At 52.6% G+C, this 16,183-nt stretch carries 1 protein-coding gene and 3 tRNA genes; all 4 read left to right on the forward strand.

The genetic code is table 11. The features are described from left to right. Positions 1-46 precede the first annotated feature (46 nt). Positions 47-123: transfer RNA gene (locus BM159_RS04375), tRNA-Asp, on the forward strand. 1 nt (position 124) lies between these two features. Continuing rightward, a tRNA-Gly gene (locus BM159_RS04380) sits at positions 125-200 on the forward strand. A gap of 1 nt (position 201) precedes the next feature. Next, a tRNA-Trp gene (locus tag BM159_RS04385) sits at positions 202-277 on the forward strand. Between the two features lie 403 nt (positions 278-680). Then, positions 681-16,183 (forward strand): leukotoxin LktA family filamentous adhesin (locus BM159_RS04390; RefSeq protein ID WP_143089390.1); only part of this gene is annotated, 15,503 nt, incomplete at its 3' end.

Below are 16,183 nucleotides of genomic sequence, written 5' to 3' on the forward strand. Positions count from 1 at the left end.
TACTATCCTGTGATATAATTCTTAAACGTCAGGTGAACTGACAAACGGCCCGGTGGTTCAGTTGGTTAGAATGCCGCCCTGTCACGGCGGAGGTCACGAGTTCGAGTCTCGTCCGGGTCGCCACGCGGAAATAGCTCAGTTGGTAGAGCACAACCTTGCCAAGGTTGGGGTCGCGAGTTCGAGTCTCGTTTTCCGCTCCACAGGGGTATAGCTCAATTGGTAGAGCAACGGTCTCCAAAACCGTGTGTTGAGAGTTCGATTCTTTCTGCCCCTGCCATGACAAACGTAGTCCCCATGCGGGTTTCCGCATGGGGACTTTTTATGTTTAGATTTATCATATTGCTGTAATTTCTTACTAATAACAAACTGGGTTAAAGCGGGCATTTGCTTCCTCTGCGGCTTGCCAGACATGGCAGGTCGTCTGTTTCAGGCTGGTGTCAATTTTGCACGGCCTGCCTTGTATATAATTATAAAGGGCAATTACGGCGAATTTTAAAAGTTTTTAATAAATGGGTTGATTTTGTCATTTATTTAACATATTCTTTTTGTTATAATTATTATGGTAATTTGTATGCATCTTTAATATATTATGCATCTGTAAAATATAATGAACAGTGTTGTTTAAACGCAGTGCTGCATTTGGTGTTTTATTCCGGCGTAATTTTAATGGGGGTTGGGTTATGAATAAGGTTTACAAGGTTATCTGGAGCAATGCGAGGAAATGTTATGTAGTGGTATCGGAAATCGCGAAGAACCACGGTAAAAATAATACAAAGAACATCGTCAGCCGGTTGGCGGCGCGTATGGGGGGATGTATGCTGCAGATGGCGTCGGCCATGCAGCAGGCGTACACTGCCGATGAACAGCCGGTGATCCGTCCCCGTATGGCGGCACAGTGGATTGTACCGCTGGTGCTGGCGGGCATCCTGTTTCCTGCCAACGCCTGGGCCACGGAGATTATAACTAACGGAGCCGGTATCGTAGACAGGTTTAGCAACGTGTACGATGTGTACACGCAGAAAATAGTAAGCAGCCATTCCCTCGGCATAAATGAATTCAAAAAGTTTAATTTAGACAGCGGGCATGTTGCCAACATGCACTTTAAAATGAGGAACGGTTCGGAGTATGTAGACAATCTGGTCAACCTGGTGCAGGACCGTATCAACATCAACGGTACGGTGAACGCTATTAAAAAGAATCGCATAGATGGTAACCTGTATTTCCTCAGCGGGAACGGTATGGCTGTCGGCCCGACCGGTGTGATTAACGCGGGTAAGTTCGTGGTGCTGGCTCCCTCTTCCGACTATTTTGACGATTTGTGGGAAAATGAAAGCAAGGTGGCTGCTGCCTTTAAGAACGATTTTAACAAGTTTGGTACCCGTGTAACCAGCGGGGAAGGTGCAGGAGCATTTAATGCAACGGGCCTGGAGTTTAATACTGATGCAGGCAAAGGCATAAAAGTCCAGGGCAAAATCAATACCCGCAGCGGTATCGTAATGGGTGCGGGTAATATTGCCATTGAGAACGGCGCGGTGCTGAAGAGTCAAAAAGACCTTAATTTCGCCAGTCTTGTCAACACACAGGACGCCGCCGGTGCTGCTTTCAGTAACATCGGCATGACCGCTGTGGCGGAGGATAAAAGTGGCGACATCATCCTGCGGTCGCAAACATCCCATGAATTTATCAATAATCCGCTTCTTCCGGGTGTGGAGACTTATGATTCCATAGCAAACGTGCATAATGACGCTTCCGTTGCTGTCAGGGGTGAAATCAGCGGTGACGGCAATGTGGATATTTCCGCGGCTTCCAGTACGACATTTAACAATAAGGAGTGGACTGGTTTAGACGGACTGTCCAATGTAGGCGCTGAATTCCTGAATGACCTGGGAATTAACATGACAGCGGACTGGGCCCATAAGGTTATCGCAGCTTCTGTCACGCTGGACGATACCGGAAAAATAAACGCCGGCGGTAATGCGGCCCTGCAGGCGGATTCCAGCTTAACCATTAAAATACAGGCTAAAACCGTTGGCAAGAAAGAAGAGGGCGCTACTTCGGCCCTGCCGGTTGCGGCGGTAGCAGTGGTGAATGCTTCCAATAAAGCGCTGGTGGATATAAAGGGAGAGATGTCTGCCGGCGGAGATATTGCGCTGGCTGCAAAGGCAGGTACTACCCTTGATTCGACGGCTAAGGCACTTACACTGAAGGCGGACAACGACAATGGAAACGCGATATATCTGGGGGCTTCCCTTTTGTTTGGCAACAGCGTTGCGGAAATAAATGTGGAAGAAGCACAGAATAACAGCGCGGCACAGAAACTGAGTGCCGGCGGCGCATTTTCCGCAAAGGCTAAGGCTGGCAGCAGTATCGCGGTGGAAGCCGCGTCTGCCGGGATGGATGATACCTTTGCTTCTACCGCGGTAGCCTGGCTGGATTACGATTCTGCAGCCAATGTGAACCTGAAACGGTCTGTGGAAGCGGAAAGCGTTACGGTAGATGCGACGAACACGGTGGACTCTCTGGGGATTTCAGCGGACAACAGTAGCGGGGAAGGCATTGATTCCTTAGTTGAATTCAAGGTAACCGGAGATACCAACGCAGGCTCCCTGGCCAACAAAATTAAAACGAAGCTGGGATGGGATGGGTTCCGGCAGGGCGGCAAGCTTCAGGGCATGGAAAACGTGTTCAGCAACGCTCTGGAATATGTTACCGCAGGCGCTGCTGTTGCGGTGGTGGACAGCACGAATACCGCCAATGTTACTGTAGCCCCGGGGGTTGAGCTGAAAGCCCTGGGGGATGCCGTGAAAAAAGACGGACAGGGAAATACGGTTAACGATGCGGACGGTAATCCTGTACCGGGAGGAGATATCTCTCTAAATGCCAGGACGGACATGACATCCTTTTCCCATGCCGTGACAGGGCAGTTGAACAAACAGCAGGCGAATGCTGCAAACGATTCCAAGGTAGGTGTGGCTGTCGCTTTCCTGTACAGCAATATAGATAATAACGCCACGGTGGAACTGCAGTCAGGAAACAATAAAGGCGTTTCACTACATGCTGAAAAAGGGAATATCAACTTGAATGCAGACGTGGACAGTGATGACAACAATTCCATGAGTACGCTCCGGGGTACCAGCATCAAGGAAGCCTGGGAAAACCTGATCAAAGATTTTAAAAAGTTTGGAAAAGATGCCAGCAAGCTGACTAAATGGAAAGACGAAACGGTTGACGTGCAGACTCAGCTGGAGGATGGCTCTATCAGCAAATCAGAGGCTGCTGCCAAATGGACCAATTTGTTGTCGGCCTTTGTGGATTTTATGTCCGACGAGGGAAAAAATTACCTGAAAGCAAGCAATGACGCAAAGAAACTGGTAGGAGCAGTTTCTGATATGTTAAGTCCGGCATCTTATACAAACTATTATGTGCGCAGTTATTCCATAGACGGACAGGACAGCCATGGTTCCAATTATGATATTGCGGCTTCCGTTAATATTGCCACCATGGAAAACAAGGGGATCGTAGCGATCGGGGAGCAGTCTGCCTTAAAAACGGGCGGGGATATTAATATTCACTCTGAAGCGGCTACGGAAGCTATCAGCGCTACGGGTAATGGCGGGGAATTCCTGGCTTATTCCGAAACCAATGGTACAGGCATCGGCGCGAGCTTTGCCTGGCAGGATATTTCCGCGGACAGCCTGGTGCTGGCAGGCAAAAATGTAAAGATGCAGACCGGGTCGGCATCGGAGCGGGCCAAAGGGGATATAGCGGTAAGTGCTAATGCTGCCGCAGAAGATATCGCGATTATATACAGTGGCGGCAAAGCAGACCGCAGCGGTCTGGCAGGCTCCTTTAACATACAGGACGGCGGCAGCAACAGCCTTATCCTGGTGGATGATGAAGCGACGTTAGATGCTGCGGGCGCGGTTTCGCTGCGGGCAGCCAATTCGATGACCGCCGCCAATATCGTGGGCGGCCTGGCTCTGGGCAGCGCCAAATCGAAAGCAACGGTCGGGGCCGGTTTTGCCCTGAACAGGCTGGATGTAAACAGCATGGCAGTGGTTGGCGATAATGGAACAGGAGCTTCCACTGAAAGTAAAGATACGGAGTCTGATGGGTATAAAGATAAGAGTGATGAGGAAAAGGATCAGCTAAGAGCGCAGAATACGTTAGCCGCTGCCCGTGCCTTAGCAGCGGACAAGGCGAAGATTCGCAGCATGGACAGGGAATTTGAGGATGCGGAGAAGGATGTTCAGGGTATATTGGGCTCAAAGACCGGGGAAAACGGTGGTAAGGGCAGTGTGACCGGCCAGAATATTACCGTAAGTGCGCAGAATAAGGGCACTATTAATGCCGTGGCGGTGGAAGGCGTTTCCAATTCGGAAAACCACGCCGGATTTGACACAGTGAATAAATGGAATAAAACTGCTTCACAGGCAAAAAGCGATATTACCGAATCCCTGCAGAACGTAATCGGCTGGCCAGTTAACAAGGTAAATAAGTTCTTTGGCAATAGTGAGACCAAGAAAAGAATGAATTTGCGTGGGTATGATCCAATCCCCCAGAATAACGATGCGGCGGACAACAGTTTTAACGCTGCCCTGGCCGGCAGTGTTAGCGTGAACTGGAATGACAGTACGACGGCGGCGGTGATTGACAATACAGCGTTGATCCTGCGCGGAAAGGAAGCCGGTACAACCGGGACACTGAAGAATGAAGCGCTGGACGATCTCTTTACCGGAGCCTGGGCTGGGGCTGCGGCGCTGAACTGGTTCAGCGGAGGCGCAGGGGTTGCGTCCAACAATGCGGCCCATAAAGGCGCTCTGGGCGCGGCGGTCAGTGTGAACAATCTGGAGCGGGACGTGAAGGCACAGATCAGTAATGCTAAAATTTCCCAGGCCCGTCAGATTGAAAATACAGCCATCATGAAAGGGACAGAGGCAGCCGCTGCCTTAGGCCTTGCCGTTACCAATGACAGCCAGGGAACCGGTACCAATATCGGCGCGACTTTCGGCCTTTCCATGAATAAGATTGACAGCGATGTGCACTCGCTGATGGTTTATGATACATCAATGAATACCGACAGTACCGGCACGTATGTGGATAACCGGGCTTATGACGGCGATATCCAGGTGGCAGGAGGCGTGGATTTTGCCTTTGCCAACGCAGCGGACGGCGGCAAGGCAATTGCTGCGGGTATTACTGCCGCGGTCAGTGAAATTAATAATGATATCCGGAGCGGTATCAGTGGCGGATCTTATACCGGTATAGCCGATTTGAAAGCGGCAGGCGAGAATGCCCTTACCCAGGTGAACGCGGCGGTGGCGCTGGGCGTCAGCACATCTGCCCATGGTTTTAACGGTACGGGTTCCCTGGCCTATGCCGAACTGAATAACACAAACCGTGGTTATATCAGCGGAACAAAGACGCTTAAAGCCAAGGGTGAAGTATCCGTGACGGACCGGGATATTTCCGGCAAGGAAGGCAACAATGCCTATGTAAGTTACCTGAAAAACCGCAAGGTTGACGCCACCGGCGAAAGCTATCTGAACGATGAGACAAAGGAAAAACTGGGGATAGAGGCCGGCAGTGCCATCGTCAATGTGGCAGTAGAAGCATCGGGAGGAAAAACAAGTTCCGCAGGCGCAGCGATTACGGTGGGCAGGATAACCAATAAGTTCAGCGCCGATATTGCCGCTAACAAAGAACTGGAAGCCGGCAGTGTGAAGGCCGCGGCAGATGTACATACCAATATCGTTTCCGTAGCCGCCGGCGTCAGCATCAGCACCAAGAATTTCGGCGGCGCGGGGTCTTTATCTTTCAATGACCTGGATCAGGACAATATTGTGTCCGTTACCGGCAACCGGGACGGCAGCAGGGAAGACGGCGGAATCAAAGCCGACACTGTGAGTGGAACGGCCCGGAACACCAGTCACATCGTGAATGTGACCGGAGATTTTGCCGGCGGCAAGAATGCGGTAGGGCTGGGACTTGCCTACAACAGCATGGACGACACCACCGGTGTTTATTTCAGCCGGAACCGGATTAACAGGAGAGATGCGTCAGCCGGTTCCCTCATAGACCTGGATGCCCAAAATGATGCCTATGCCCTGGCTTTGTCCGTAGGCGCGGCTGCCAGTTATAAGGACAGCAGTACCGTGGCTGCCCATGGCAATTTTGCCGTGAACCGGGGCCATAATGACACCATTGCGGTCATGGGAGAAGACAAGGACGGTAAAACAGCGAAAACGGCAGCAGACAGGGATTCCCTTAATAATGTTGCAACCCTGAAGGTAAATGTCCGGGACAAAACCACAAAAACCACGATAGCCGGCGATGCCGATGTATCCCTGAAAGGCAGTACCGTTGCCTTAGGGGTAGGCGTAGCGTTGACGGAAAGTGACGAAGGAACAGAAGAAGGGAACGGGAAGGAAACCGTCCGGGCGGAAATCCGCAACACGGACATCAAAACCCCTTCTGACGGATTGAGTAAATCTTCTTCAGTAAATGTGACTGCGGCTGATACCTCTACGGCTACAACCGTAGCCGCAGGGGTCGGAATTACGAAGAAGTCTGCCGCAGGCGCCCAGCTGGTACTGGCGGATGCGGAAATTAACAAGGATGTATCGGCGTTACTGAAAGACACAACGGTTAATAAGAATGAGAGTGGGGATTCTTCAGTACTGCCTTCCGTAACGGTGCGGGCCGATAGCGACTCTACCATTAAGACCGGGGCGGCAGCCCTGCAGCTCAGCGGGCAGCAGTCGTTCCTGGCCGGTGTGGCGGCAGTGGGAATTAACCGTCTGAAAGACACCACATCGGCAGACGTCGTTTATTCGGAAAAACAGACAGCCCGTTCCATGAATGTGGGGAACCTGGATATCCGGGCTGCGTCCGCCGCCGGCATTACCAGTGCGGCCGCAGGCGCTTCCGGGACATGGAAAGGCACGGCGGCCCTGGGCGGTTCCGGCAGTTATAATTATATTGAAAACAATGCGACAGCAAAAATAGAGAACGGGGATATTTACAGTAAGGGCAGCGCAGGCGTGATCGCCCAAAGCGATGATGCTGTCTCCAACTATGCCGGCGTGCTGGAAGTGGATGTGGGCGGCCAGGGGATAGCCGCGGCTATCGGTGTGGCCGGTTCCAACAACACGATCAGCGGCAAAACCGAGGCGCTGATCCAAAACAGCAACGTAGTGGCTGAAAACAGTAATTCTGCAAAGATTAAAACAAACAGCAAACTGAAAACCGACGGCGGCTATCTGATTGACGGGGCCGTGACGTCCAACACCTGGAAGAGCAGCAAACTGCAGACAGGCCGTGAGGAAGAAGAAAAGGAAGGTGTGGTGGTGGATGCTTCCGCTACCCATTCCATTGCGTCTGTCCTGGCCAACGGCGGTGTGGCGGTGGCCATGGGCGACGGCGGCATTGCCGGTTCCGTGGCCGGTGTCGTGAATCTGAACCACGTAAGCGGCTCTACTACAGCCAGGGTATTAGATTCCCAAATAAACAATAAAGATAAACGCAGCGGTGTGACCATACATGCGGCGGATTTCACCAACGTAGCGGAATTCAGCGGTGCGGCTTCCGTGGGCATTACCCAGACCGGAACCGGGGCGGCAGGTTTTACCGGAAGCACCAACAAGGTGGACCGGGTTACCGCATCGGCAGTTTCTTCTCAGGATACCAAATGGAACAGCCAGAAGAAGCAGTACGAAACCAACGGGAACAGTAAAACAAAGAATACCGTCTTTGCCGATACCTTTGCCGTGACTGCCAACGCTAAGCAGGCCATGTCTACCTTTAACGTGGCCGGAGCCGTTGCCGGCACTACCGAGTTCGCCCTGGAAACCGGTGACAACGTAAGTACCAGCAAGATGGAAAGCGCTACTGTTGCCACAGTGACCAACGCTACCGTGGACTTTACCAAAGATGCAAAGGTGGAAGCCAGCCACGAAGACGCAGTTTATAATATGAATATAGACGCGGGTCTTGCCATTGCTGCAAGCGAGGCAGGGATAGCTGCTTCCCTGAACGTAGGCGTTGGCGTGGTGAATGAGGAGTCGGTAGTGACCGCCGACGTGGTTAACAGCGATATTAAGAAAGGCGGTACGGATACAGCTTCCCTGGCCATTGACGCGGGAAACAAGACCACGCTGGAAACCACCCTGGTTTCCGCAGGCGTTGCGGCGGGGCTGTTCAGCGGCGGGATAGCCGCCAGTGTTGCGGTGAACAATATTGAAAGCAGGGTGGCCAGCCGCATCACAGGCAGCGAACTGACCGCCGATACCCTTACCGTTCAGACAGGCAACGATCTCACCATCAAAGACCGGACCGGCGACGGAGCCGGCGGTCTGCTGGCCGGAATCGGTGTAGGCGTGGACGTGAACACGCTGAATGATTCCGTCAGCACTGTGATTGAAAACAGTACCCTGAAAGCGGAAGACAAACTGGCCGTGACCACCGGGACCCGGCGAGATATTGATGCCACCACAGCCGGCGTGGCGGTCGGCGCCGCGGAAATAGGGGTAAACGTGCTGGTCGTAACCGTAAACAGCGGTCTTGGCGACACGGATGATGTAAAGGACGAGGAAAAGAACAGCGGTACCTTCAGCCATAAAGGAGAAGTAAACAAGACCCTGGAAATGGTGAACGACAATGCAAACTACGACTTGTCCGGGTACCTTTCCGGCCTGACCGATGACGAAAAGAAAGATATGCAGGAGCAGACTGACGTGAATGCCAAAAACGGCGACGGGATCACCGGTGCCGGGGTTCATACCTATGTGCGGGGAAATTCCAGTCTGGAAGCCGTTGCCGGCGATGTGACAGTCTTTAACGACGAATATAACGACGGGAACCTGAACGGAGGCACAGGCGGGCTTGGGGTCCTTGCAGTGAATGTGACGGATACCCTGTACCACCTGAACCAGCAGAACGACATTGCCGTGGACAACTCTTCTATTACCGGAAAGGGCGTGGCCCTGGTAGCGCAGCAGGCCAACAAACGGGACAAGGACGAGGCCATCAGTGTGCGCACTACCCAGGCGTCGGCGGGTGTGGCCGGCGTGGGCGTTGGCTATGCGGGCATCGTGACGAAAGGTTCCACCGGCGTTTCGGTGAATAAAAGCATCATCCGGACGACAGACGGGGATCTGACCCTGAAGTCCTCGGATACTGCCAGAAGCAAGGCTTACATGATGGGCATCCAGCCTATGAGCAGCATTGGGGTGCAAGTAAGCGTCGCCAATAACGAAGACCGGGCGGACAATTATGTCAGCGTAAAAGGCGGCAGTTCCCTGACAGCGGAACGCATTGTCAAAACGGAGACTGTAAAAATTGCCGATGAAAACGGCAAGGAACAGGAAGTGACCGTCAACCTGCCGGCGATACTGACCCTGCAGGCGGACCGGGCCGGGCGGACGGCTGCCAAAGCCCTGGGCGTTTCCGTAGGCGGTCTGGAGGTGCTGGTAAACAACGCCTGGGCTACGGATACAGGTAAAGCGGCTATCAACGTAAACGGAAGCAATAATACCTTTACCGCAGACCGGCTGCGGCTGGAAGCGGATAACGCTCCCGTGCTGAAGGCGGAGGCCGGTGGCACAGACGTAGGCATAATCGCCGGCGTTTCCGTGATGCACAGCAACGCTACGGCCAAGTCTCAGGCTCTGGTCAATGTGGAAGACAACAATAAACTTCTGGCGGATAATGTGGAAGCGAAGGCTGTTATCGGCAAAAATGATACGGTCATGGCTCAGGGGGAGAGCCACAGCACCGGCGTTTCCGTCGGGGTAAACGTGAATGCCAACGCCAGCAGGGCCATTACGGAAACCACGGCTAAAGTGGCTGTGGGCAAAGAAGTATATAAAACAGAAGAAAAAGAAGAAACCGTTACCGAAGGGGATCATGAAGGCGAAACCTTGAAAGTAACAGAAGCCGTTACCGACCTGAATCTGGTTACGGAAAACAATGCCAGACGCAGGAGTCTTCTCGGCAATTTCACGATTGGTCTTGTATCCTCCATCGGCGCCGGCGACGCCATTGCGGAAGGAAACGACAAGAGCTTTGTGGAAGCCGGTGGCGGCGATGTGAACAAACTGAAGGTTTTGGCGGGAGGCAGCAGCGAAACCCGGGCCTTTGCTGACGGAGACGGCGGCGGCATTACGGATTTTGGCGCCCATGCTACCGTTACCGTGGATACCAGGACTACGAATACTGCTACCCTGTCCGGTGTCTGGAACGTAAAGGACACGGCTAACATTGCCGCGGACCAGGAAACTGTTTCCAAAGCTACATCCAGGACCGGGGCGGGCGGCATTCTAAGTGTTACCTGGGCCAATTCCGACAATAAACTGGCCATGGATACGAAAACCGTGCTGGCAGAAGGGACCGTGCTGAATGCGGACCAGGCCTATGTGCAGGCGGTGAATCGTGCCAAAGTAGGCCCCGATGACGGCGAGACCTACAGCAACCATATGAACATCGGCGGCGTAATCCAGATTAGTCCCGACGTGAAATCCGATGCGGCTGCGAATACCAAAGCCAATGTGGAGGTGGGGGACAACAGCAAAGTGACCACCCGCACCGGCCAGGTTTACGACGCCCATACAGAACTGGACCACACCAACAAGGTAGAAGGAAAAGGCGGCGGGGTAGGAGAAAATATCTGGGCGTACAGCGTTAATAACGTAACCGCCGCCAACGGGATTACTGTGGGTAAAAACGCAAGCCTGCGACAGGAGGGCGGCTATGACGACGGGGATCTGACCTTAAGCGCCAGCGATGATGTAAAACTGAGTACAGTTGCGGAGGCCAAGGTGGGCGGCGCGGGAGGCGTTGCTTCTGCCGACGCCGAAAACAATGTGACCAGGAACAACAAGATTCAGATAAACGGAGACCTGTACAGCGGTCACGATATCAACCTGTTTGCGGGGAAGACTCCGGAGGGGACGGATGCCAGCCTGACAGTATCCACGGGGGCTACTGCTTATAACTACACCTTGATATCCTTATATACGGATCCGGTAGTAAAGTATAACCTGAAAAACAATCAGCAGGTAGAAGTGGGCGCCGACGGCAGGGCTACTTCGGTACACAATATTAATGTTGCTGCGGAGAACGGAACGGAAACCATATTTAAGGATGTTCGCAAGATTAATTTTTTTGCAAACGAGAATGAGGATTACCAGATTCTGACCAACGATACAGGGAAATCCAATATCAAAGAGACCAACAACAATTATGTGAAGGTAGACGGCGCCTTAAAGACGGGTATCCATAACAAGGCAATTATTGAAATCAGCGGCAGCGTTCTGCCGGAGGGACTGACGCCTGCGGACAGATCAGGGAATGAGCTGGTTATCAGTACGGAAGGCTCTAATATAGAAATCAGCGAGGAAGACATCAAAACCGGGACCATGGATTTTGCCTCCCAGCTTGGGAGCCAGCTGCAAGCTGTTGAAAAGCTGTTGGAGGATTATGGCGTCGGCAGCAATGCGAAGGAAACGGCTGCCTACTACGGGTATGTACAGCAGCGCCAGCGTATTTTGGAGGAAATGGAAAAGCACGGCCTGTATGAAGACGTGGTTAAGGACGGCAAAACAGTTCGGGTCTACAAGGCCGGCGGTATCACCGTGCGGTATGTGGAAGTACCGGAAATACTGGTCAGCGGTGGCAGCATCCTGATCAGTTCGGACAACCTGTATGGCAGCGGCAGGCTGAATGCCGGCGGCGTTCCTCAGGCCAGTGTGAGCAATTATTCCAATGCGTTCCTGAAATTAGACGGTGTCCGCGTGGGTGACAACGGCGGTGAGATCCGGTTCCAGGGCGTCAGTGTGGCGAAAAATGAAGATGTTAATGCCCTGAATAAGAATAAAGACAGAAATGCCGCCTTTGCGGAGTTTCAGAACGATACGGCGACGGGCAGGGTCAGTACCGTCCTTGTAGACAATGAAAACCGGGCTGGCAACGAGATACGTGTCAAAGATGCCAACGGTAATGAGGGCGTGTACCATCCTGTCACCAATGTGGCCGTGATGGGAAACATTACAAATGATTTCGGTGATGTCCGCGTCCATAATGCCAGCGGGGATATTTCTATCGGTTCCGGCGATACCGGAGGTGTCAACATCATAGGCAAGACGATCCAGCTGACCGCTCCCAAAGGCAGCATCTCCCAGGATTTTGTGGACGGCATTGTAAATATCGGCGGGCGGCCTCCGGAGTTGAACAGCGAAGAAGTCCAGAAGTCCCTGGAGGATCTGCGGAAGGGTTCTTCCTATAATCCTATTATGGGTTCCGGAATTGATTTAGATTTGAAGAGCACGGGAACGGATACTACCCGTGCGGAGGCGGGACGCATCGCCGGGGGCTCCATTTATATCGCAGCCTCGGATATTAACGTGAATGGACTCATCCAGAGCGGTTTCAGCAAATACGAGGCAGAGATTCCGGCAAATACGGATGCTTCGGATATAATGTACAAAATAAAACCTAACCCATGGGAGAATTTTAGTGTAGTAAAAACTCCTGTTTACGTGGGAGGACGTGCCCTGTACAAAGTAAATGATGGCGGCAGGACAGTATATGATAAAAGCATCGGCGCTTTCAAGTACATTGTGCAGGTATACTATGATCCGATAGCGAACAGTCTGGTAATGGAGGATATCGATACCAGGGGTGGCCAGATTTACCTGTCGGGGCGTATCTCCAGCACCGGTGACGGCCGGATCCTGGCTATGAATGGCGGCGCGGACATCAATGTCGTCAACAACAGCAAGCTGGATCTGCAGGCAGGCAAGATACTGAACAACGATACGGAAGGCAAGATCACCATTACCGACCTGGCCAGAGATACCTGGACGGAATATACCCATGACACGATCCGGACCATTACCGATTACAGCAAGTACGGAAAGGATCTGGCGGCGGCGGAACAGCATGCGGTTACAACTGAGGGAATCGGGTATGAAGTTGGATCCTATGCCGTGAAACCGGGGCTCCGTTACAATTGGTCCCTGGGTACGGAAACCGGCCAGACAAAATATTATCACAAAGTGGACTCCACCCTGTTCTGGGGCGCATTGGACATTGGCAGCGACACCGACAGCAGTCTGGCAAAGTATGAAACATCCACACCGTACGAAATCAGGAACAACGGAACCCGTCAGCTTGGCAGCGGTGAATTCATTGATCAGATTTCCGACGATTATTATAAGCCATCTTATTATAGCGGCGGTATGCTGAAAAATAAAAAACTGAAAGACAGTGAATTCGGTTCCATCTATGAAAACAAGGTGACCAGCTATACCCGTACCGTAACCAACCAATGGAAGGAAGGCGGCGACTGGTGGCTTCTCGGATCCAATCCCAAATACCATCTGGAATGGACTACCAAGACCGGCAGCACCCAGACCTATACTTTCTCTCTGGCTGCGGATAAGGATATCAGCATCGGGTTCCTGGGCCAGGAAACAGGCAGTATCGCTCTGATTAATACCAATAGAACAGCGGGCGATATCATGCTCTCGGGCAATATTAAAAATAATACGGCGGATGCTATGCTGGATATCCAGTCTTCAGGCGGAAGCATTGTCCAGAAAGGCGGGACAGCCCTGAATACAGGCACAGTACACCTGTACGCGAAAGACAGTATTGAAAATATTCACATTACTACTCTGGGCACCCGTAATACCGGTGCCGACGGTATTTTTACCACCGATGACGGCCTGCGTTTAAGCGCGGAAAGCACGAACGGCGGCAACATTGATATTACCGTAGAGGGAGGCACAGAGGCCGGCCAGGCCCTGCCCGGCAATGTGATTATCGAGAAACTGGTCAGCGGCGGTCTTAATGCGGCCGGAAAACCCGGCGACGTGATGCTGACGGCAGACGGAAATATTACCCAGCAGGGCACCTCGGCAACGGTGCGGGGCCTGGAAGTAACCCTGACCAGTAAGAACGGGGGTATCGGCACGTTTGAGCAGGATATTGTCATGGATACCGTGGCGGAGGCTTACGGCGCGAATCCGGATTCTGCTGCGGTAAATGCCAGTGCCCGTAGTGACATTTTCCTGAAAGAAGAAGAAGGCGATATGCGGTTGGGCAAAATCGTTTCCCGGGAGGGGGATGTAACACTGACAGCGAATAATGGCCGTCTGCTGGATGCCCTTCCCGAAACAGAGACAACCAATAATATGGATGAAGCCGATCTGGTACGCCGCTGGATCGACATGGGCCTCATCGCCGGGACGGAGGATTACGAAGGAGCGTATATCAAAGAACTGAAAAAGGACGCGGCCAATTATAAGGCCCGGGTGGAAGAACAGATGGCTCTCTGCGTCAGCGGTGAAGCCAACGACGATTTGAAAGCCGAGTATACTAACCCGGACGGTTCGCTGAAGTACGCGGATGCGGACGCGTATCTGGCCCAGGACGAAAACTATAAAGCAATCGTAGACAAATATGAACATCCCCAGTATATCTGGACAAAGGAACAGATGCTCTATGCCATCCGCTATGCAGTCATCAACAAGGAAAGCGGCGTAACTACGGAGACCCAGAAGAAAATCGCTAACGTACAAGGCAGGAATGTTACCTTGCATGCACAGGGTGTCGGTATGAGCAGCGATACGACCACCACAATTCTTTTTAAAGACATTATCGGCAGTTCTGAGAAAGCTATTGCCAATCTAAAGCTGCTGGCCAACGCAGATGCGGAAGACGTGACCATGTATGACAGCGAAGGTCATATTCTGTATTTTGAAAAGAATGCCGAGGGCAGGGAAGTGCCTGTTGCCCTGGATGCTGACGGCGATGTAGTTCGCACAGACGGAGTAATTTTCAAATTTGTTATCGGCAATATGAGCCCCCTGGGCGTGAAGGCTACCGGCAAGGTGGATATCATTGCTCACGGCGATAATGCGTTTATTGCGGGTCGCAGTGATGAAAAGGGCGTCTTCTCGCCGGTGAATACCGGTATTATTACCGCTGTGGACCAGGACGTGCGCCTGTATACCCAGGAGGGTATTTACAATGCGGCAGTGACGGCAGGTGAATTGAACCAGGGCAACATTCATGCCAGAAATCTTGTTGCTTACGGCGGCACGAAAGATATCGGCGCAGCGGACAAGTATCTGGGCGTGAATCTGTCCGGAGACCTGCTGACGGCGGCCGCCGACGGCAGTATCTACATAAAGAATATGATTACTACTGGCGAGAACAGCGTACTGCGGGTGGGCTCCCTGTACGCCGGGGATACGATTGCCCTTGATTCATCCGAAGGTGTGGAAATGACACAGGAGGCCGGTTATGCACAGGCTTACCTGAACGCGGGCAAACAGCTGCAGTTTACTGTAGACGCGGACAAAGGTATTGTGGGCAGCGAAAAAGCACCGCTGCGCATCCTGAACAACGGAATCGTAATCGGCCTGGAGGCCGGCAGCGCCAGCCTGAAAGGCGTGAAGGGCCAGCTGGGTGACGATACCACCATGAAGCTGGGAGAAATCCGGATTGCAGGCGACCTGCGTGCGGAAAGCGAAGGAAAGCTGGAGACCACAGAAACTGTCACCGCAGGCACTGTGGTTGAACTTTCCGCAAAGTCGGATGTTTTGTTGAACAGTACTGTGACAGCAGGAAACCTGAACAGGGTCGCGGATGGCCAGGATGTCTATTACACAGGCGGTGGGCCGGTTACGCTGACCTCGGAGCAGGGGAGCATTACCGAAACGGAAGACGGCGCGCTGAGAGCCGCCAGGGTTGATACGGTCAGCAAGGGGGAAGTAAAACTGACAAACGACCGGAACGAGTTCCGGTACTTTACAGCCAACGGCCTGCCTACGGATAAAACAGATGCAGACGGCAACCCGGTTAAGGTCATTGACGGCAGTGTAACGGTACGGACCCATGCGGGCAAAAACTTGCGGGCGGCTATTCCTGACGAGGTGCATGGCAATATTGCGCTCACTAATCTGGATGCAGGCGCCTTAACTGTCGAATCGGATCTTGTGACCAAAAAAGGAAAGAATGGCGAAGCCGGTACAGTTACTCTGGAGCAGGAGGGAGAAATCACTGTTGACGGCAATGTGAATGCAAGTTCTGATGTGAAGGCCGTGAACTCGGACGGAGACATCTTATTTTTGGGCAGCGTAACCTCAGGCGGTTCTGTTTCTGCCAAAACAGATAC

Origin of the sequence: Succiniclasticum ruminis DSM 9236, assembly GCF_900112895.1 — a bacterium.
Lineage (GTDB): Bacteria > Bacillota > Negativicutes > Acidaminococcales > Acidaminococcaceae > Succiniclasticum > Succiniclasticum ruminis.